Consider the following 21,664-nt stretch of genomic DNA (forward strand, 5'->3'; position numbering starts at 1 on the left):
AAAGCCAACGTAGAGATCCTTGAGGGTTAGTAGATGGAATGGACCCTCTGTTTTTAGTAATGTAATACTGACGGTATACAATATTGCCCCCGCTCTTGTAGAACTTCGTAACAATTAGCGGTCAAAACAACTCAAAGAGGTAAGCTATAATTGGATTAGCTTAAATTAGGAGGGGGAGAAGTGAGATGTCTGTATTGCCTAAACATACGGATAAAAATTCGCACTATGATCCTAATGAAGATTTCACTCAGGATCAGATGCACCGTTTTACCAAAGTTGCCAACCAAGCGCAGAAAAAACGTGAAATACTAGAAAATCGTGATGAGAAAGACCTTTCCATTATTGATGCAGCAAGGCGAGTTGCACTAAGGCCAGTGGTTAAACCCAGAAAGGATAAACCCAATACAGTAAGGTACGCTGTATGGATGTCACTGTTATGCGTATTAGGGCTATGGCTTATGTATATGACTCGCTAGCCTTTTTAATTGGTGTGACGGTTGCTGAGCATTTTGGTTCTTGAATTTCAGCAGAAGATATATGTTGATAATACTGGTACTGATTTTTACCTTTGTGTTTTGCCCAATACATGGCTTTATCCGCACAGCGGGTGAGTTCTGGTAGGTTATCAGCATCATTTGGAAATAGCGCAGCACCAACGCTGACAGTGAGGTTGTTAATCATCTCGGAACTTTGATATTTATCCTCAAACATGTAACAAATACGGTTAAGAATAGCATCAAGATCTTTTTTGGTTCTTACATCGTACAGCAACAATACGAACTCATCTCCTGCAAACCTTGCGATTGAACAGTCATGTTTAGCTGTCTTCCTGTCTCTATTCCTAACGTTGTTCTTTAATCTGTTAGCAAAATATTGCAGCACTTTATCGCCAACATCGTGGCCATAGTTGTCATTAATCGATTTAAAATTATCAATATCGAGAAACACTAAGGCGGTGATGGAATTACTTTTCATTTGCTGAGAAAGCTTTTCATTCGCCCAATTTTCAAAACTCCAACGGTTAGCAAGACCAGTGAGTTGGTCGGTATAGGCAAGGTCCTCAATTCCTTCTTGATAGAGGGATTGGATATAATTGATGGCTTTGTTGTAATAGTAAGCTGAAATATGACAGATGACACCTAAAATAGTTAGGCTGATAACGAAACGATCCGCCGATAAGTAGTCTGATGATAATTGCGTATTAGTCACCAATAATGAAACGCCAACCAACATGCTAAAACTAAAGCTAAATACTATCCCAATTTTAAAGTCATTAATGAAAATGACCGCAGCTAGAATAGGATAGAGCCATAAAATACCGCTTGTGGCTTGCGCGCTGTAAAGCAGCAGCATGATACCTTTAGTCAGTAAAATTCCGCTAAGAACTAAGTCGGCGTAGGGCATGTCGGGACGCTGATATAAATAGATAGCATTGAAAATGATCGCCAACAAACAGATAAAATTAAATAAGCTAAGATAGTAGCTGTGATCGATGAACTGAACGAAACCGTAGTAGGAAAATAGAGTAGCCGACACAACAGAACACAACCCCACAACTCTACGTTTGCGGGATAATTGCATATTGGCCATTTCTTCTAAATGCCTTCCTACTAACTCTGCCATTCTTAAGCTCCCCCTAAAGAGTTAGATACCAACTCAAGTCTAGAAGAAAAAAATCACTTGTGGCTAATTATTTGTTTAGATTTTAAAGCGTGAATAATGGCAGCATTTCTATTCATTGGCTGCAAGAGCATATAAAAATAGAAGACAACAATGCCTTTGAACGATTCTATGCACTCGCAGGGTCATTACATCTTTTACTACGCTTTCATCCAGATTTACGACGGAGCCGGATTAGGCGAGCATAGCCAACGCCACAGCTGCATCAAGTAGGGAGAGCATAGAGATGTTCGAAATTATTGAAGAAGATACTCAAATCCGTGGGCTCATCATTTCAAGATTGTTAATTTACACTTTGCGTATTCCGTAGAGGAGAGCCGTTATGCCAAACCAACGTACAGTGCAACAAATGCTTCGCGCGCAACCAACATCTGATGGTGATGGAGTTAAAATTCGCCGAGTCGCAGGGTTTAATAATACCCACTTTTCACCATTTTTGATGGTTGATGAATTAAAGTCAGACCAAAAATCTGACTATATAGGTGGCTTTCCGCCTCATCCTCACCGCGGTATAGAAACGCTCACCTATATGTTAAATGGGCATTTTCAGCACAAAGATCATATGGGTAATATTGGCGAGTTACGTTCTGGCGGTGCTCAATGGATGGCAGCAGGACGTGGAGTCATTCACAGTGAAATGCCAATTATGCAAGACGGCCACTTGCATGGTTTTCAGATTTGGATAAATCAACCCGCTAGCCATAAAATGCTTCCTGCTCAATACCATGACTTTCAACCAGAGAGCATTACTGAATATCGCACACCTAGTACTGGCTTACTGCGAATTTTAGCTGGTCACATCGATTGTAATGGCGAGACATTGATTGGCCCTTTGACTCAGACAGGGTCGACATTGAGTGTAGCAGACTGGCAAGCGATACCAAAAAGCGCTATCCGTATCAACACTCCAGAAAACCATAATGTGATGGTTTATGTCTACCAAGGACACATAACCTTGGGTACAAAAGTATTAAGAGAGGGTGAGATAGCATTGATGTCAAAAGGTGAGTTCTTAGAGCTTGAAACCAATGAAATCGGTGGTGTATTGCTATTGATGGGCGAACCAATCAATGAACCGGTTGTTCACTATGGCCCTTTTGTTATGAACTCTTTTGCAGAGATTGAACAAGCCATCAAAGACTACAACTCTGGTCTTTTTGAAACCTATTAATGATCTAAATATCATCCTCATCGGTATAACGTTCACTTGACACGTATTAAGGCGTATTGACCTAGTAATAAGTCTGTATCAGTAAAACATTATTGGGTTCTGGTTTAGATCCCACAGCACAAAAACTGAATATCCACTGCCATTCATTTTTTGTTTTAGCCACACTATTGGGTGTGGCTTTTTTATATCAGTGGACATAACACTGAAAGCAATAACTACAGATATTCACATAAATAGGCTGTAGATTGCGCTACCTGTAAATCAAACGATGAATTTCCGGCCACCTCAAATGACTCGCCACTGTTAAACGTCGACCACTCTTCATCACCAATACGCTTAATGACTAATGTACCCTTAACCACGGTCATTCGTTCTGGGGCTGCTGTACCAAAAGTGTACTCACCAGGAGCCATAACTCCAACAGAGCTATCACCATCTTGCTGCGTGAAACCCAAAGATTTTACGTTACCTTCAAAATACGAGTTTTCTTTGATCATTTTTCTTCCTTGTAAAGGCCATCATCGACCTACTGTGATAAATCATTCACTTGTTTTATCTGATAATTTCAAATTACACAAGAAGCAAATTAGGCCAAAACAAACCATCGCACTCAGTCTATAATCAATAGTAGAACAATTAACACACTATCTATCTTGTCATCCATTAGCTCTTCATTTGGAATTAGAGTCACATTTAATGGCGCGAGATTTGCCAAACTGTACGACATCTTTCAGTCTCTGATTTCGTTCTATACCCAAACAACTTGAAGTTGCAGATTAAAGGTAGAAAAGGGATGGATAAATAGGCTATTGGTTCAAACTGCCCCCCCCCCTAGATAACCTAAACAGAATAAGGACTTAGCGAATGAAAAAAAACCATTTTCAGGCCCCTCGATGAAGAGAGAATCGCTTTTCAAAAGTGTTTTTTGGATAGCATTAGTCACAGTGGCTGTCGGCTTTGCGGCACTGCTGTTTTTCAGCTATCAAGAGTACACTCATCCGAAACAAGTCTATGGTTCATGGATTGAAATTGGTGCACCTAGTTATAGCACGGAGATTCTGACTTTTAATGAAAAAGGAGTATTTCGCAACAACCGGTTGATAAGCACAAACTTTGACTACAATGGAAAGCAAATTGAAATTCGAACTGGTGATGGCATAACTATTTACCAGCAGTCAGGAACACTCAACTCACCTCAGTTAAAGCGCATTGAACCCAGTACGCCCACTCAACGATTTATAAAACAAGGCTACGAAGAGACTATCCAAGCCGATGAAAGCGGCGATCCCAGTAAAAACCGCCGCTCCGCGCTCTCCGAACATTTTTCACAGCAATAGCTGACACCATACTTTTACAAGGTGCTCAGAGTCGGTCTAGATTTGATATCGTCCATATATCACCTCTTATCTTCGTCCACATGATATAGAGATAGCTGATGTTTTCTGTTAGTTTGAGCGTCAACATTCACACTAAGACTAAAACATTATGAATGAATTACTGACTCACATTGAATCTTCCTCCCTTGCCCAAAATTGGGATACCAGCATTATTTTTATCTCTATTGCCAGCCTTGTCGCCTGGGGGATTTGGCGAATCGTATTTAGCAGATTACTGTTTGTCGCTGAAAAAACTCAATTCCATTGGGATGATTTACTGTTACACGCATTAAAAACGCCAGTAAGCACTTTAATTTGGTGTTGGCCAGGCACAATATCACTTGGACTACTACTTCAAGATACGATGAAAGATAAGCTTAACTGGCTGCAAACGGTAAAGCTACTGATGTTGATCGCTATTTTTATCTGGATCATCATGCGCCTCATCAACAATGTTGAGCACTACGTGTTATCACAAAAAAAATATGATGAGACTACAATTCAAGCCATTGCAAAGGTTGCACGTTTATTCTTCATTCTCATCGGTATGCTTTCTATCATGCAGGCATTTGGTCTGAGCCTTTCTGGGCTTTTAACCTTTGGCGGTGTGGGTGGTCTAATTATCGGTTTTGCAGCAAAAGATTTATTGTCCAACTTCTTTGGTGGGTTAATGATCTACTTTGACCGCCCTTTTAAGGTCGGCGATTGGATTCGCTCACCAGATCGTCAAATTGAGGGGACCGTCGAACGTATTGGATGGCGTATGACTATCATCCGTACTTTTGATAAACGACCACTTTATGTCCCCAATTCAGTATTCAACAACATTGTGCTCGAAAACCCTTCGCGCATGCTTAATCGCCGCATCAATGAAACCATTGGTTTGCGTTACGATGATGCTGCAAAAATGGCAAAAATTGTCAAAGAAATACGTGAAATGTTGGAAAATCACCCTGACATTGATAGTGAACAAACACTGATGGTCAATTTCAACGCTTTTGGTCCTTCATCGTTAGATTTCTTTATCTACACCTTCACCAAAACCGTTAATTGGATGCGCTACCAAGAAGTAAAACAAGATGTGCTGTTAAAAGCAATGGCGATCATTCACAACAATGATGCCGACGTTGCCTTCCCAACTCAAACATTGAAAGTGGAGCCAGCAAGCGCAGGACTAACAGCGCAAGCCAAGTAACATTAAAACATAAAGCCCTCGATGAGGGCTTTTGAGCATTAAGCCTGAACGATCGGTTCTCTTTGTACATTATCTTCTTGATGCTCAGCCACCCAATACAACCAAATCATCACTAAACATAGTACAAAGCAAACACCGAATAGCCAGTTGGAACTGAGTGACTCAATCACCACACCGCCAATCAAAGGTGCAATCGCAAAGCCCAATGAATACAATGCCGCCGCGCCGAAATACGACCCACGGAGATGCGCTGGAGCCATACGATCAATTTGTACATTTAGAGTAGGAAAAGCGATAACCTCTCCCATACTTAAAATAAAACAGGCAATCGCCCAGCCAATAGGCCAATCTGCGGGAGTAAGAAGAAAACCTATCTGCGCCACCGCCATTAACCCCATACCAATCCGAGTACGTACGAAAAGAGGAATGCTTTCTAGCCACTTAAGCATTGGAAATTGAAAGACGATAATGGTCATGGTATTGACTAATACTAGCCCTGCGACAATCTGCGCGGCGTCCGAAACGCTGGTTCGTACGATAACCTGCGGAATTGACGATTCCACCTGCCCGTACACAAACATCATAATAAAGTTCGCCACCATCAATTTAACAAAGATATTGTCTTTACTGATCACACGTAAAGTAGAAGTAAAATTGGGGAGTGCTGTGCGATCCGGTTGGATATATCGACCTTTGCGTTCAATGCCAAATAACAGCCAAAAACCATAAATGAGGTAGGTTCCACCAGCAAAAAAGAACAAACTTTGAGGATGCGTTAAACCTAATGTAATACCTAATAACGGCCCAACAGCGCCACCGAGATTTAATAAAAAATAGCGAATATTAAGTGCCAATTCTCTATCTTTTACATTCGATAAGTTGTCACCAATAACCGCTTTAGCTGGAGCCTCAATCATCGGGCGCATTAACCCGGTGATAACAATAAGCACATAAAATTGCCAGATTTGGTCTGCGATACCAATTCCACTGTAGGCCAATGCCGCAATCCAACTACCAGCTACCATCACCCATTTGCGGCCGAACTTATCGGATAGGTATCCAGAATATAAACCAGTCACAGCCCCAACAACGGCTGAAGCGGCCAGCATTCCCCCCACTTCAATCGCTGAAGCACCATAGTCTTGGTAGAGAAACACTATCAAAAATGGCCATGCCATGAAAAAACTGGTGCGAGCAATCAACGTACCCATTAGCACCGTCCAAACCGAGAAATTAAACCGCTGTACTCTTTCCCACTGAAATAAGCTGTCCTCTTTACCCATAATTACTCCTTCTCATAAGCCAACTCACGCACTATAGGCGCGATCATCATCACATTTTTGTTTTTATGGCTTCAATATATGGAGATAATGTTAAAAAAGATAGCAATTTATTATGCAATGCAATGAAGATCGCTGTGAAGATAATGATATTTAAAAATTCAATTATTTCTGATAGTTAATTATGCTTAAATTAGAAAAAAAGCCGCACAACCTTGCAAGTTATGCAGCTTAAAGCTTAAATTATCAGAAGATTTATAGCTTAAAGAAAGCTAACTGAGCTTTTTGCTTCTCTGCTAATTGTGATAGTTCTGAGCTAGCACTGGCACTTTGGCTAATACCTGTGACATTTTGGTTAACAAGCTCAGACATATTCACCACACTGCGGTTAATATCCTGCGTTACTTGAGACTGTTCTTCCGCAGCGGTAGCAACTTGAGCGTTAGAATCATTGATATCAGAAACTGACTCAGTAATACCAATTAAAGCATCATTCGCTTTCTGAGTTAACTCATTATTTTTCAATAACATATCTAAGCTTATTTGCATGCTATCATTGGCGAGTACAGACTGGCTTTGTAACTGCTCAATTATCGTTTGGATCTCTTTAGTCGAGTCCTGCGTTCGCGCGGCTAGCATACGAACTTCATCAGCTACCACCGCAAAACCACGGCCAGTCTCACCAGCGCGAGCTGCTTCAATAGCAGCATTCAGTGCAAGTAAATTAGTTTGCTCAGACACCCCACGAATCACTTCAATAACATCGTTGATCTGCTCTGATTGTTCTTTCAAACTTGATACGACATGAGCAGCATGATTCAATGCATCGGACATCTGTGTGCTCGCTTGAGTGCTCTCTTTGAATATTGACAAGCCAGATTTTGCAAGCTCATCCGCTTCACGTGCCGTTGAGTCCGCTAATGTTGCATTGTCACTAACGTTGTTTGCTGTGCTCGCCAACTCATTCACCGCCGAAGCAACTTGTTCAATTTCACTCAACTCTTGATTGGCATTTGATTCAGCTTGAGTCATTACCGCCGCCAACTCTGTTGATGCTGATGCAACGTCTTCACTAATACGGTTAAGCTCGTCAACAATAACATGTAGCTGCGAAGCGGTCGTGTTAACATCTCGACTAAGCAATGAGATTTCGTTTTTCCCGTCTGCATCAGCGCGGATCGTTAAGTTACCCTGTGCAAGCTCGCGCATCACACCTTGTAATTTTTGAATCGGTGTAACGATAAAATTCGATAAAACCCAAGCCATGAACAAAGATACAGCCAACACCAATAGCACACTGACCATTGCACTGTTCATAACACGGGCGTTGTCTTGAGAACTTTGATCCATTGAATCAATCGTGTAGTCATTCAGTTTTTTAGAGAGGGCATTGATTGCATTGACCATATCATTACCGCTAGTACGATACTGAGCAATAACAGCGTTCAATTCAGACTCAGATACCAATCCCTGTTCCCTACGATTAGAAAGGTCCATCACTTGAGCAGTCATTCCACCATACTGCTCAATGCGCTCTCGAACAATAGATACATTATTGCCATACACATCACTTTTCTGCATCTTATCCAGATCACGATTTACGTCTTTTAAACCATTATTTAATTGGGATAAAAAACCATTGCGACGAGCAGGATCATAAATCGCATACACAGCGTTAATGCGCAGTGGATAAATAGTGTCGTCAATATTTGCTAAAATATCTTTATACTCAATCAGTAAGTGCGTGTTGGTTGATACTTTTGTTTGTTCGTGTTGTAGATTAATTTTAGTGACCCACAGTGCAATCAATAGAACAATAGTGGTCAATAAAACCGGCAGTAAAACTTGAACACGAATGGATAAGTTTTTCAGGGAAAAATGCATGTTAAAACCTCGATATAAAATGGTTAGCATCCATGCCTTAGAAATAACCCCAGCCAAATAGAGTAATTATTCTAGATTAAGATCACACTGTAGTCTATGCGATAATTCATATAGATTCATATGGTTATGATTTAGATATCGCCAAAAATATGACTTTCCGACAAAAAAAATAGCACAGGTCATATAAGGATAGTTTATGTAAAAATATAGCCACCCAAAGGTGGCTATATTTCGCTAGTAAATTAGGTTGTTTTACTTTCTCAACGCATTCAATTTGGCTTGTGCTAAGCCAAAGATAGTATCCACCGGATAGCTCCCCTCTTCGGTAGCAATACCAGCGGCTTTGCCAGTAAAGAGTTCGATAGCTTCGGTAACATGCTCAATTGCCCAAATGTTGAATTCGCCTTTTTCTACTGCTTTCACAACATCCGAACGCAACATCAAGTTATGCATGTTGGAAAGAGGAATAATCACACCTTGCTGGTTGGTGCGTCCTTTAATGGTACATACGTCAAAGAAGCCTTCTATCTTTTCATTAACGCCGCCAATCGGTTGTGACTCACCAAATTGGTTCATAGAACCAGTAATCGCAATATCTTGTCGATTCGGTTGCTTTGAAAAAGCAGACACAATGGCACAGAACTCCGCCATACTCGCGCTATCTCCATCAACCCCGCCGTATGACTGCTCAAAGGTAATCGTGGTCGTCAGTGGTACACGCGCGGTTCGACCAAATACCGAAGAAAGGTAAGCCGACAGAATCATTACTCCTTTGGAGTGGATACTGCCCCCTAAATCGACACTGCGTTCAATATCAATGATCTCACCATCACCATAAGAGGTGGTTGCGGTAATTCGATTCGGCGCTCCAAACATATGATCACTGGTACTCAGTACCGATAAAGCGTTCACTTGTCCAATAGCCATCCCTCCCGTTTGGATGAGAGTCGTACCATTGGCAAAAGTTTCCATTACACTGTCTTGCAAGCGATTTACACGCATTTCCTGATTTCTCAGAGCCTCTTCAACGTGGTTTTGACGAATCATATTCGAGTTGGCTTGCTTGGCAACGTAGTTCGACTCACGCAGTAAATTCGCTATGTGAGCGGAATGCAACGATAACTTGCCTTGGTCACCGGTCGTACGCGAACTGTGTTCGATGATGCGTGCAATCGCTTTACGGTCGCAGTGCAGCATATTGTTGTCATGCACAATACTCGAAATAAAGCGCGCATAGTGCAGCTCACTATCTGGAGTACGAGTCATCTCGTCTTCAAAATCCGCAGTCACTCTGAACAACTCACTGAATTCAGGGTCATAGCGGGTTAATAATTGATAAGTATTGTAGTCACCAAATAGGATAATTTTTACATTCAGTGGGATCGGCTCGGGATCTAGTGACACTGTCCCCGTTAAAGTCACCTCTTTTTCAAGTGAGGTAAAGCTCAACTGGCGAGAGCGTAACGCACGTTTTAACCCATCCCATACGTATGGCTGCTCAAGCACTTTGACTGCATCCATCAGCAATACGCCGCCATTGGCTTTATGTAAACTCCCGGCGCGAATCAATGAAAAATCCGTAAACACCGTACCTTTAAACGTTGCCGTTTCAATGTAGCCAAATAAAGAGTGATAATTTGGATTTTCTTCCACAACGACAGGTAGTTTATCGGAAGGCTGACTGACCAAAATGTTGACTTTATAGCGACGAGGTAAACGCTTATCCAACGACGCTGTTGCTACTTCACCCTGCTCACTTTCTTCGTCTAAAAAGATATCCGCATTATCGACAATATCTTTTTGCAACTCGGTCAAGTAGTTTTTGATCTCAGGGTAACCTGAGTAGTCCTGCTTTAACTGTTTAATGAAATGCGTGATCACGCCTAGTGTCACTTCATCATTAAGTTTTTTGATCTTCTCACTGTATGACTCTTCCCATTCGGTAAGCTGACGAGACATATTGCGCAAGCTAATCTCAAGTTCATCAATGATATGACTAAACTGCTCTTGTTCTTTTTTCGACAACGCATCAAATGATTCTTCCGTGTGCATGTCCTCACCATTCATGGCAACAAATTGGTAGTCACCTTGGGTGGTAATGGTCAAACTGATGCCTTTATCTTTTGCCTCTTTACTGATGCTATCCAATTCACCTTGTTGCTTTTGTACCATCTGGTTTTTTAGCTTATCAGCGCGTGCAAAATAGATCTCGTTATCAAATGCTAACGGGATGGCATTGACCAACTTCGTCATGAGCTTTTCTATGTCTTGCTTAAGGCTCACACCAACACCAGAAGGTAATTTCAGCACTTTCGGAGTACGAATATCGGCAAAATTAGCGACATAACACCAATCAAACAAGGCATCGGCTTCATGCTGGTGTCGGTTTAAATAACGCAAAATCATCGTACGTTTGCCTAATCCGTTACGACCAATCGCGTAGATGTTGTAACCTTTTTCTTTGATCGACATGGCAAACTCAACCGCTTTTTGTGCGCGTTCTTGCCCCACTATCTCATCGATAGGATCCAGTTCTTTGGTTGATTTACAAGGTAGCTTTTCTAACTGTGCAACATGGTAGAGCTGCTCTGCATTCAATCGTTGAATCGCCATCACTCCGCTCCTTAGCTTTTAGATTCTTGTTATATACCCAAACTATTTGGAGTTGCAGGTAGGCGGCAAGTGAGTGAATCCCCATGAGCATAGATAAACTATGTGATTGGGGTGAGCAAACGTAGCCAACACCGCTGCACCTTCAAGTAAGAAGGGGATAGTTTGACCTAAGTGTAGAAGCAATTGATATATATTTTAGTGAGTTACGCCTTATTAGCGTCTGTTTGAACAAATAACAATCAATTATTCATTACTAGAAGCCACAAAAATCACAAAATCTTGAATTTTCAATTGTGCAGCATTCCATTTCGTCTCCAAGAGAGGAATAAAGCATCACTTGCACTAGGACAATGTCAGAATTTAATCGATTGCGTCATCAATTGTTGATGTATATCAAATTGTCGTAGACAATACGCACCCGAGTTTGGAGGGGGAATTGAAGATTTCAACCTCCCCAGCTATTGGTTATAGCTATCAAAACGATAGTTGGAGCCTATTTTCTATTTTTGCAACGCACTGCTACTGTAGGCGCATGCTAAATACCACGTTTTTAAGGGAAAGATGATGGTAATACCTGAAAACAGCAGTATCGTGATTTTTGGTGCTTCAGGCGACTTAACCTACCGCAAGCTGATCCCCGCTTTATACCATTTGTACGAAAGTAATCAGCTACCAAAATCCTTTACTATCCTGGGCGTTAGCCGAACTGAATACAGTGATGAATCATATCGAGAGAAGCTAAAACGCTCTCTTCAGGAAATGGAAAAAACCACCCCAGATGTACTCAATGCTTTTTGTGAGCACTTACACTATCAAGCACTCAATACATCCGATGTTGAAGAATATGCCAAACTGGCAATTCACCTTGATGAATTAGCAGACCACTATCAGTTTGAACAGCGCAACACGCTTTTCTACTTGGCTACCCCGCCAAGCCTTTACGGTGTGATCCCAGCCAACCTTGCAGCTCATGGACTTAACAATGAGGCACAAGGCTGGAAGCGTTTGATCATCGAAAAACCATTTGGTTATGATCTTGCTTCAGCTAAAAGTCTTGATATCGAAATTCATCGTCATTTTCAAGAACACCAAATTTACCGTATTGACCACTACCTCGGCAAAGAAACCGTGCAAAACCTACTGGTTTTCCGCTTTGCTAATGGCATGTTCGAACCGCTGTGGAATCGCAACTTCATTGATTATGTCGAAATCACGGGCGCTGAATTTTTGGGCGTAGAAGAACGTGGCGGCTATTATGATGGTTCGGGCGCGGTACGTGATATGTTCCAAAACCATTTATTGCAAGTATTGGCAATGGTTGGTATGGAGCCACCAGCGGCAATCAACGCTGACTCTATTCGTAATGAAGTTAATAAAGTACTGCAAAGCCTACAGCCTCTTTCAGAAGATGACCTACGTAACAACCTTGTTTTAGGTCAATACACAGAATCAGAAGTGCGTGGCAAGTTCCTACCAAGTTACCGTGATGAACACGGTGTTGCCGCTGACTCTCGTACTGAAACCTACGTCGGTTTGAAAATGTTCATCAATAACTGGCGTTGGAATGGCGTACCATTTTTTGTACGTTCTGGTAAACGTTTACCAACGCGCGTGACCGAAGTGGTTATTCACTTTAAACGCACGCCACATCCTGTTTTTGGTCAAAATGCCCCCGAGAATAAATTAATTATTCGCATCCAGCCGGATGAAGGCATTCAAATGAGCTTTGGGTTAAAAGAACCAGGCGCAGGCTTTAAGGCCAAAGAAGTCTCGATGAACTTCCATTACACTTCATTAGAAGAAACCAAAATGTTGACCGCTTATGAACGCTTACTTTTAGATGCGCTCAATGGCGATGCAACCTTATTTGCGCGTACAGATGCAGTAGAAGCGTGTTGGAAGTTTGTGCAGCCTATTTTGGACTTCAAGCAAGATCCTCAATCTCTATTTGGTTATGCGTGTGGTACATGGGGGCCGAAAGAGGCCGATGACCTAATACAACGTGATGACCGTGCATGGCGTTTCCCCTGCAAGAACCTAACTGATACGGATTACTGCGAACTATGATTAATCACAAAATTTTCGATACTGCTCAGCAAGTTGTTACTAGCCTAGCAGACGATCTAAAAGCCTATAGCGAGCAAGGTCGTCCGATACACATTTCATTGTCGGGCGGCAGCACGCCAAAAATGCTATTCAAGCTTTTAGCACAAGCCCCATACGCTGAAGGAATCCAGTGGAGCAACCTTCATTTTTGGTGGGGTGACGAGCGCTGTGTCGCACCTAACGATGTTGAAAGTAACTACGGCGAAACAAATGCACTTCTGTTTAGCCAAGTGAACCTTCCTGCTGAAAATATCCACCGTATTCGTGGAGAGGATGAACCACTGCTAGAGGCTGATCGTTTTGCTAAAGAGATGGCAGATGTCATCCCGTCAGAAAATGGAACCCCAGTATTTGACTGGATTCTACTTGGTGTCGGTGCAGATGGCCATACTGCTTCTCTATTCCCAGGACAAACCAACTATCAAGATGAAAACCTATCGGTGTTGGCGACTCATCCTGAGTCTGGTCAACTCCGTGTATCGAAAACAGCCAAAGTTCTCGAAGCGGCGAAACGAATTAGCTACCTCGTTCTTGGCGCTAGTAAAGTCGACATCGTAAACGAAATTCATACTACTCCGGCAAACGAGCTGCCCTATCCTGCAGCGAAGATCCAATCTAAAACGGGTCAAACGGAGTGGTACTTAGATTCAGACGCAGCAGCAAAAATCGCGTAACGCGCGTCCAAATAGATAAATTGGAGAGAAATAATGAAAGGTGATATCGGTGTAATTGGCCTAGCAGTTATGGGGCAAAACCTTATCCTAAACATGAACGACCACGGCTTCAAAGTTGTGGCTCACAACCGTACTGCTGCGAAAGTAGACGAGTTTTTAGCAGGCCCAGCTAAAGGCACCAATATCGTTGGCGCTTACTCACTAGAAGAACTGGTTGAGAAACTAGAAACACCGCGTAAAGTAATGCTAATGGTTCGCGCTGGTGATGTTGTTGATACATTTATCGAAGCATTAGTTCCACTACTAGACAAAGGTGACATCATTATCGATGGTGGTAACACCAACTTCCCAGACACTAACCGCCGCGTAGCTGCACTACGTGAAAAAGGGATTCACTTTATCGGTACAGGTGTTTCTGGTGGTGAAGAAGGCGCTCGTTTTGGCCCTTCTATCATGCCAGGCGGTGCACCAGAAGCTTGGGAAGCAGTTAAGCCAATTTTCCAAGGCATCTCTGCAAAAACCGATGCAGGTGAGCCTTGTTGTGACTGGGTTGGTAACGATGGCGCGGGTCACTTCGTTAAAATGGTTCATAACGGCATTGAATATGGCGACATGCAACTCATCACCGAGGCATATCAATTTATGAAGGATGGCTTAGGCTTGAACCATGATGAGATGCAAAAAGTGTTTGCTGATTGGAACAAAACCGAGCTTGATAGCTACCTAGTGGAAATCACCGCAGACATTCTTGGCTACAAAGATGAAGATGGTGAAGCGCTGGTTGAGAAAATCCTTGATACTGCGGGCCAAAAAGGCACAGGTAAATGGACTGGTATCAATGCGTTAGATATGGGCATCCCACTGACGCTGATCACGGAATCGGTATTCTCTCGCTGCTTATCTGCACTGAAAGATCAACGCGTTGAAGCTGAGCAATTATTTGGTAAAACCATTACTCCCGTTGAAGGTGATAAGCAGCAATGGATTGAGGCACTGCGTCAGGCACTGCTTGCTTCTAAAATCATCTCTTATGCGCAAGGCTTTATGCTAATGCGCGAAGCCTCTAACGAAAATGGTTGGGATCTTAACTACGGTAACGTAGCCCTAATGTGGCGTGGTGGTTGTATCATCCGCAGTGCGTTCCTTGGCAACATCCGTGATGCATTCGATGCTAACCCAGAAATCGCTTTCCTAGGTTCAGATGCTTACTTTAAAGGCATTCTTGATAACTGCCTGAGCGCATGGCGCAAAGTCGCGGCTAAATCTATGGAAGTGGGTATTCCAATGCCCTGCATGACTTCAGCGTTAACCTTCTTAGATGGCTATACCACCGCCCGCTTGCCAGCAAATTTACTACAAGCACAGCGTGACTACTTCGGTGCACATACTTATGAGCGTACTGACCGTCCACGTGGTGAATTCTTCCACACAAACTGGACAGGTACAGGCGGTAATACTGCGTCTACCACTTACGATGTCTAAAAAATTCTAGATATAGTAGATAAAGGACTAGCTAAGCCCTACCGTCTACGCCTATAATTCTCGCTTCATGGAGGATGTTAACCTAGTTAACATCCTTTATTTTTTTGCTATTCAGAAACAAAATGAGATCCAGAGATGACCATCAATAAGTTCTATGTATTAGTCCCACAGGCAGTGGAAGAAGACGCTCATAGGGAAAATGAAGTTCAATCTGAAATGGAAGCTCAACGCCAAGCGTTGTTGCAACAAGCCCGACAGCTAGGCGGATTGTAATCCTCACATAAAATAATAAAGAGCACTCAATCGTGCTCTTTATTATTTTATATAGCCAAACAACTTGAACTTAAAGTTAGGCGGCAAGTGAAATCAAACGTTAGATTAGGCTTACCTCCTCCAACCAATTGATATATTTAACTGAATGCTTTTCTCTATTTACCTTAAACAATCTCTATAAAACTATCAAAACAACTTCATTAGTTCAGAAAATGAAACAATCAAGTCGATGATTCAGCCTATATCTGTTTTATTCCGCTGAAAGAGCCGATTCCAGCGAACATTTGCGCATTATATTGCGCGAAAGAATACCATCATTTATTCAAACAATAACGGTAAAATCCTAGTTCAAATTTTTCACACTTTTACGCACAACTAAGGTTGGATCAAGTTGCACAACTTGCGGCTCTAGAGTCTCTTTTTCAAGCTTTTTGAGTAAGGTTTCGACAGCCACTTTACCTAAACGATATTTGGGCTGATGCACGGTAGTCAGTGCTGGAGACATAAAGCGAGCAATATGAATATCATCGTATCCCATAATAGAAACATCCTCGGGAATACGGATGCCTTTTTCGTGGGCGGCATTGAGCACCCCCATAGCCATCATATCGTTTGAAACAAAAATTGAACTGGGTAGCGGACCTTTTTCTAACATGCGATTAAACGCTTCATAACCGCCTTCACACTCAAAATCTGACTCCACAATCCATTGCGGATTGATTTCTAAACCTGCTTCTAAAACAGCGCGTTTATAACCTTCATAACGCATTTGCGCTTGATGTCGAATGAGCGGCCCCGTGATACAGCCAATCTCTTTGTGACCACATTCAATTAAATAATTGGTTGCGATATAACCACCGCTTAACGAGTTATCTTGAATCTTGTCACTGGCAAAGAGCATTGGTCCCCAATCCATCACTACAACTGGAATGTCGGGGTAGCGATCAAATACTTCGATACGTTCACCTTCTAAGGTTGAACACATCAATAACAAACCATCAACACGCTTTTGCAACAGCGTATTGATAGACGCTTTCATTCGTTCATTATCGCCTTCCGTGTTGCACAAAATCAGGTTATACCCTTTGTGATAACAACTGCGTTCGACCCCTTTCACCACTTCACCAAAAAAAGGGTTGGTTGAGGTAGTAACTAGCATGCCAATGGTTCGAGTACGGTTCATTTTGAGGCTACGCGCCAAAGCAGATGGTGCATAATTTAAGTCTTGAGCCGCTTTATTGACTCGTTCAGCGATATCTTCGCTCACAAAACGAGATTTATTAATCACATGACTAACCGTTGACGTTGATACCCCTGCAAGCCTTGCTATGTCTTTCATGGTGGCCATGTTTTATTCTCCTAACAATGTTGAGCGAGGAATGCATCCACCTCCTTGCGAGTAGGGATAGATGTCTGAGCCCCAAAACGCGTGACGGATATTGCCGCTGCCGCATGAGCAAACTTAATTGCTGATTCTAAAGGCATATCTTCCAACAAACCAGTCACAAGTGCGCCATTAAACGTATCACCCGCTGCCGTGGTATCTGTCGCATCAACCTTAAAACCTGGAATCAATACTCCACGACCATTTTGGCTAAGCCACACCCCTTTAGCACCTAAGGTGATCAGCACAATTTCTATGCCTTTCTTATGTAATTCATTGGCAGCCAGTTGCGCTGATTGATCATCATCAACCGTTATTCCAGTGAGGACTTGTGCTTCGGTTTCATTGGGGGTGATCACATCAACACACGCTAACAAAGTATCAGGTAGCTCGCGAGCTGGCGCTGGGTTGAGTATCACATTAGTACGATTTTCTTTAGCAAATTGCGCCGCTTTAATAATGCCGTCAATCGGTGTTTCAAGTTGCATCAACAAGTAACTAGCCGCACCGATATTCGCAAGGTCAGACTCGATGACTTGTGCGGTAAGTTTGGCATTTGCCTCTGCAGAGATACAAATACTATTTTCGCCACTGTCAGACACTTGGATCATCGCGATCCCCGTTGGGCAGTTAGGCTGCATTTTCACGCCTGAAATATTGATGCCATCAAGCTTAAAGCTTTCACGAATATTAATGCCAAACGCATCATCACCGACACACGCAATAAACCCGGTGTCTGCATTTAGCCTTGCTGCGGCCACGGCTTGGTTTGCCCCTTTCCCACCAGGGATAACTTGATAATTGCGCCCATGCAATGTCTCACCAGGGCGAGGAAAAGAAGGCACTTGAAGAACATGGTCAGCGTTAACACTACCTAATACCACTAACTGATTCATAAGATTTCCTTTGTTCATTAATGAACATGATTAATAGGGAGATATCCCGTTGTGATTTGGGGTATAGAGAGGTTTGAACTTTCTATCTAATAAAAAAACCAAAGCTCAACACACCGGAAAACGGGCCCTCTCTCGTTAAAGAGAAGGCCATTGAGTATTATTTGCTGATAATTTTTAGAGGAACAGGGATGTACTCATCAACAGATTCGCCCTTTAACACTTTAGCGGCTGTTTCAATGCCAAGCGCACCAATCATGTCTGGTTGTTGTGCAACCGTCGCTGCAAGTTGGCCACGTTCTACCGCTGCAATACCGTCATCAGTACCGTCAAAGCCAACGATCATCACATCTTTACCTGATGCTTGAACGGCGCGTAGTGCACCCAATGCCATTTCGTCATTTTGCGCAAATACCGCTTGCACATCAGGGTTAGCGGCAAGTAAGTTTTCCATAACATTCAGACCCTTAGTACGGTCAAAATCTGCCGGTTGACTAGCGAGTAACTGCATTTCACTGCCGTTAACAGCATTCATAAAGCCTTCACCACGCTCACGAGCGGCTGAAGTACCCGCAATGCCTTCAAGTTGGATAACTTTAGCTTTCTCACCCACTTTTTCCATGATGAAGTGACCCGCCATTTCACCACCAACCACGTTATCAGAGGCAATGTGGCTAACAACATCACCACGGCTCGCACCACGGTCAAGCGTCAATACTGGCACTTTTGCTCGGTTCGCCATACGAATCGCATTCGATACGGCATCAGAATCAGTTGGGTTGATCAAAATGGCTTTCACACCGCGTACGGTTAAATCTTCTACGTTTGATAGCTCTTTACTTGGGTCATTTTGTGAATCCAGCACAATAAGTTCATAACCCAGCTCTTTTGCTTTGGCTTCTGCGCCATCTTTCATGGTAACGAAAAATGGGTTGTTCAATGTCGATAATACAATCGCCATTGTGTCTTGCGCCTGCGCAGAGACAGAGACGGTGGTTGAAAGTAGAGCAGCAGAAATTAAAGTTGCGAGTTTTTTCATCTTTATAGTCCTTTTTGTAGGGGCCGATACTGGGCAACTGGTTGCTTGGCATCGAGGTTTTGTCCCAAAGGTTTAGGCACTTACGCATACTTTGCGAACGTGCCCAATCCATAAGGGGATGTTGCTATTTATTTTTATTATCCACCAATACTGCCAGAAGAATGACCACTGCTTTCGCTATCATCTGGTAGTAAGAAGAAACATCGAGAAGGTTAAGCGCGTTATTTAAGAAACCAATGATCAGCGCACCAATCAAGGTTCCCATAATGCGACCTTTTCCTCCCATCAAGCTAGTGCCACCCAAAACAACCGCAGCAATAGCATCTAATTCGTAGCCCATACCCGCCGTTGGCTGAGCAGAAGAAAGGCGAGAAGTAACGATGATGCCAGCTAATGCCGCCAGTAAACCACAGATGGCATAAACACCAATTTTAACGCGATCGACATTGATACCAGATAAGCGTGTTGCCGATTCATTACCACCAAGTGCGTAAACATAGCGGCCAAAACGCGTATGGTTAAGTAAATACCAAACTGCCGCAAACACCACGACCATCATCCATACTGGAACCGGAATGCCCAACGCATAACCTGTACCAAACCATGCAAAAGCATCTGCGGTATCAGTAAAACCTGTAGAGATAGGGCGACCATCGGTATAGACCATGGTCACACCACGCAGTAATGTCATGGTTACCAATGTAGCGATGAAAGCCTGAACCTTACCTTTCGCAATAATGATACCGCTAATCGCGCCCAATGCCGCGCCAGCAAGCAACGCTGTAGGAACCGCAATAATGACCGGAATTTCAAGACCTATCATGGTTGCAGCGAAAGCACCGCATAACGCCAAGACCGAGCCGACACTCAAATCAATACCCGCAGTTAGAATAACCAAAGTCATCCCCACCGCGATAATGGCGTTGACGGATGTCTGACGCAAAATATTCAAAATATTGTCGAGCGTAAAAAAGTTAGGGTTTAAAAAAGAAACGACAACCACTAAGAAAAGCAAAGCAATCAGAGATTTTTGCTCAATAAGCCACTCTTTACTCAGCAATTTCCTGCCGCTTGATGGAGTCGATGTGTTCATGCTGTTGCTGCTCATGCTGCTTCCTCGTTAATCTTTTTTCCTACTGCACAGGCGAGTAAGTTTTCTTGGTTGGCCTCTTTGGCATCAAACTCACCACTGATTCGCCCTTCATGCATCACCATAATGCGGTCACTCATTCCTAACACTTCTGGCATTTCTGAAGACACCAAAATGATGCTCATCCCTTCGGCTTTAAATTGGTTAATGAGTTGGTAAATTTCTTTTTTAGCACCGACGTCTACACCGCGAGTCGGTTCATCTAAAATCAAAACTTTAGGGCGTGTCATCAAACCTTTGGCTATCGCGACTTTTTGTTGGTTACCACCAGACAAATTGCCGATAATTTGATTACGTGACGGGGTTTTTATATTGAATAAACGCATGAAATCTTCTACTGCAATGGCTTCTTCACCATGCTGAATTTGCATCCCTTTAGAAAATTTATTGAGCGCACACAGAGACATATTCTCTTTCACCGATAAGCCAAGTACTAAACCATCGCCTTTTCGGTCTTCAGAAATATAAGCAATACCGTTAGCTAAACCATCTTGAGGGCTAACAGGGTTGATGGTTTTGTTGTCGAGGTTAATCACGCCACGTTCACTCGGCAGCGCACCGTAGATCACTTTCATCAGTTCTGTGCGTCCAGCCCCCATCAAACCCGACACCCCTAAAATCTCACCACGTTTTAAAGTAAAACTGATATCGTGCACTCCAGATCCCGTCAGGCCGATCACTTCAAGGCAGGTTTCACCATGCTTAACCTCAATGCGTGGGTACTGCTCTTCAAGTTTGCGCCCCACCATCATTTCAATTAAGCCATCTTCGTCGGTATCAGACACTTTGCATTGACCAATAAATTTGCCGTCACGCAACACCGTAATATCATCACAAATTTCGAAGATTTCTTTTAAGCGATGAGAGATATAAACAATGCCGCAACCTTGTTCGCGCAGCTCATTAATAACATTAAATAGCGACTCAGTTTCGGTATCCGTCAGTGCATCCGTCGGTTCATCCATGATGATCACTTTCGACTCAAATGAGAGCGCTTTTGCAATCTCAACCATCTGTTGCTCACCAAGGCTTAAGTCACCCAGCAGGGTCTTGGAGCTGTGTTTAACGTTTAAGCGAGCCAGTAGTTTATCGGCTGCTTGATACATTTCATTCCATAGAATGCGTCCCATCGCACTGGTCATCTCTCTGCCTAGAAAAATGTTTTCAGCAATGGTCAATTCAGGAATCAAATTCAACTCTTGGTGAATAATACTAATACCAGCGTGCTGAGAATCGCGGGGGCCTTTAAATGCGGCAGGTTTGCCTTGGTAAGCAATGCTGCCAGCGTCAAGTGAATAGATGCCCGTCAGAACCTTCATTAACGTTGACTTACCCGCACCATTTTCTCCCATTAGTGCCATAACTCGACCTGGGTAGACATTCAGGCTCGCTTTATCAAGAGCCTTAACTCCTGGAAACGCTTTTTCGATGTCAGTAAGCGATAAAATTGCTTGAGTCATGATT

Annotated in this window: 18 protein-coding genes; 8 read left to right on the forward strand and 10 right to left on the reverse strand. The window is 42.9% G+C overall.

What is annotated here, in order from left to right; translation table 11 throughout:
• The first annotated feature begins 185 nt into the window (after positions 1-185).
• The gene (locus MCT08_RS17995; protein ID WP_274673436.1) at positions 186-476 is read left to right on the forward strand and encodes a hypothetical protein; all 291 of its coding nucleotides are present in this window, start codon (positions 186-188) and stop codon (positions 474-476) included.
• On the opposite strand, the gene MCT08_RS18000 is transcribed toward MCT08_RS17995, so the two are convergent.
• Entirely contained in the window at positions 457-1,623 is a 1,167-nt protein-coding gene (locus MCT08_RS18000) for a GGDEF domain-containing protein (protein ID WP_274673435.1), read from the reverse strand. The two genes, MCT08_RS17995 and MCT08_RS18000, sit on opposite strands and share 20 nt — an antisense overlap.
• Before the next feature lie 379 nt (positions 1,624-2,002).
• Here MCT08_RS18000 and MCT08_RS18005 point away from each other — a divergent pair, with 379 nt between their 5' ends.
• Entirely contained in the window at positions 2,003-2,851 is an 849-nt protein-coding gene (locus MCT08_RS18005; RefSeq protein ID WP_172532940.1) for a pirin family protein, read from the forward strand.
• Positions 2,852-3,066: 215 nt separating this feature from the next.
• Here the strand turns inward: MCT08_RS18005 and ppnP are convergent, their stop codons facing one another.
• Positions 3,067-3,348 carry a pyrimidine/purine nucleoside phosphorylase gene (ppnP, locus tag MCT08_RS18010; protein ID WP_171981057.1) on the reverse strand — a complete coding sequence of 94 codons (282 nt, stop codon included), beginning with the start codon at positions 3,346-3,348 and terminating at the stop codon, positions 3,067-3,069.
• A 396-nt stretch (positions 3,349-3,744) separates the two neighbouring features.
• On the opposite strand from ppnP, the gene MCT08_RS18015 reads away from it, so the two are divergent.
• Positions 3,745-4,188 carry a DUF2850 domain-containing protein gene (locus MCT08_RS18015; RefSeq protein ID WP_053311158.1) on the forward strand — a complete coding sequence of 148 codons (444 nt, stop codon included), beginning with the start codon at positions 3,745-3,747 and terminating at the stop codon, positions 4,186-4,188.
• Between the two features lie 148 nt (positions 4,189-4,336).
• Positions 4,337-5,422, forward strand: a complete 1,086-nt coding sequence (locus MCT08_RS18020) for a mechanosensitive ion channel family protein (protein WP_176246197.1) — start codon at positions 4,337-4,339, stop codon at positions 5,420-5,422.
• A 38-nt stretch (positions 5,423-5,460) separates the two neighbouring features.
• Here MCT08_RS18020 and MCT08_RS18025 read toward each other — a convergent pair whose 3' ends face one another.
• The 3 genes from MCT08_RS18025 to MCT08_RS18035 form a co-directional block, all read right to left on the reverse strand.
• Complete coding sequence (locus MCT08_RS18025) at positions 5,461-6,705, reverse strand: MDR family MFS transporter (RefSeq protein WP_274676821.1); 1,245 nt, start codon at positions 6,703-6,705, stop codon at positions 5,461-5,463.
• A 252-nt stretch (positions 6,706-6,957) separates the two neighbouring features.
• Positions 6,958-8,586 carry a methyl-accepting chemotaxis protein gene (locus MCT08_RS18030; RefSeq protein ID WP_053311186.1) on the reverse strand — a complete coding sequence of 543 codons (1,629 nt, stop codon included), beginning with the start codon at positions 8,584-8,586 and terminating at the stop codon, positions 6,958-6,960.
• A gap of 252 nt (positions 8,587-8,838) precedes the next feature.
• A complete protein-coding gene (locus MCT08_RS18035; RefSeq protein ID WP_274679035.1) occupies positions 8,839-11,199 on the reverse strand; it encodes an ATP-binding protein in 2,361 nt (786 codons plus the stop codon).
• A 564-nt stretch (positions 11,200-11,763) separates the two neighbouring features.
• Between MCT08_RS18035 and zwf the strand changes: the two genes are divergently transcribed.
• The 4 genes from zwf (at position 11,764) to MCT08_RS18055 (ending at position 15,734) form a co-directional block, all read left to right on the forward strand.
• Positions 11,764-13,266: a glucose-6-phosphate dehydrogenase gene (zwf, locus tag MCT08_RS18040; RefSeq protein WP_274679088.1), complete on the forward strand. Its 1,503-nt coding sequence runs from the start codon at positions 11,764-11,766 to the stop codon at positions 13,264-13,266.
• Positions 13,263-13,979, forward strand: a complete 717-nt coding sequence (gene pgl / locus MCT08_RS18045) for a 6-phosphogluconolactonase (protein ID WP_274679036.1) — start codon at positions 13,263-13,265, stop codon at positions 13,977-13,979. The genes zwf and pgl overlap by 4 nt, the downstream gene beginning before the upstream one ends.
• A gap of 33 nt (positions 13,980-14,012) precedes the next feature.
• A complete protein-coding gene (gene gnd / locus MCT08_RS18050) occupies positions 14,013-15,461 on the forward strand; it encodes a decarboxylating NADP(+)-dependent phosphogluconate dehydrogenase (protein ID WP_171981052.1) in 1,449 nt (482 codons plus the stop codon).
• 135 nt (positions 15,462-15,596) lie between these two features.
• Positions 15,597-15,734 (forward strand): hypothetical protein, encoded by a 138-nt coding sequence (locus MCT08_RS18055; RefSeq protein WP_168524312.1) that lies wholly within the window; start codon positions 15,597-15,599, stop codon positions 15,732-15,734.
• Between the two features lie 343 nt (positions 15,735-16,077).
• Here the strand turns inward: MCT08_RS18055 and MCT08_RS18060 are convergent, their stop codons facing one another.
• From MCT08_RS18060 to rbsA, 5 genes are all read right to left on the reverse strand, one after another.
• Complete coding sequence (locus MCT08_RS18060; RefSeq protein ID WP_053311166.1) at positions 16,078-17,082, reverse strand: substrate-binding domain-containing protein; 1,005 nt, start codon at positions 17,080-17,082, stop codon at positions 16,078-16,080.
• An 11-nt stretch (positions 17,083-17,093) separates the two neighbouring features.
• The gene (gene rbsK, locus MCT08_RS18065) at positions 17,094-18,014 is read right to left on the reverse strand and encodes a ribokinase (protein ID WP_053311167.1); all 921 of its coding nucleotides are present in this window, start codon (positions 18,012-18,014) and stop codon (positions 17,094-17,096) included.
• A 157-nt stretch (positions 18,015-18,171) separates the two neighbouring features.
• Positions 18,172-19,050 carry a ribose ABC transporter substrate-binding protein RbsB gene (gene rbsB, locus MCT08_RS18070; protein ID WP_053311168.1) on the reverse strand — a complete coding sequence of 293 codons (879 nt, stop codon included), beginning with the start codon at positions 19,048-19,050 and terminating at the stop codon, positions 18,172-18,174.
• A gap of 124 nt (positions 19,051-19,174) precedes the next feature.
• Positions 19,175-20,158: a ribose ABC transporter permease gene (gene rbsC / locus MCT08_RS18075; RefSeq protein WP_053311169.1), complete on the reverse strand. Its 984-nt coding sequence runs from the start codon at positions 20,156-20,158 to the stop codon at positions 19,175-19,177.
• Positions 20,155-21,660: a ribose ABC transporter ATP-binding protein RbsA gene (gene rbsA, locus MCT08_RS18080; RefSeq protein WP_053311170.1), complete on the reverse strand. Its 1,506-nt coding sequence runs from the start codon at positions 21,658-21,660 to the stop codon at positions 20,155-20,157. Before rbsA ends, rbsC begins: the two co-directional genes overlap by 4 nt.
• Positions 21,661-21,664: the final 4 nt, after the last annotated feature.

The sequence above is a fragment of the Vibrio aestuarianus genome, from assembly GCF_028858425.1.
Classification (GTDB): Bacteria; Pseudomonadota; Gammaproteobacteria; order Enterobacterales; family Vibrionaceae; genus Vibrio; species Vibrio aestuarianus.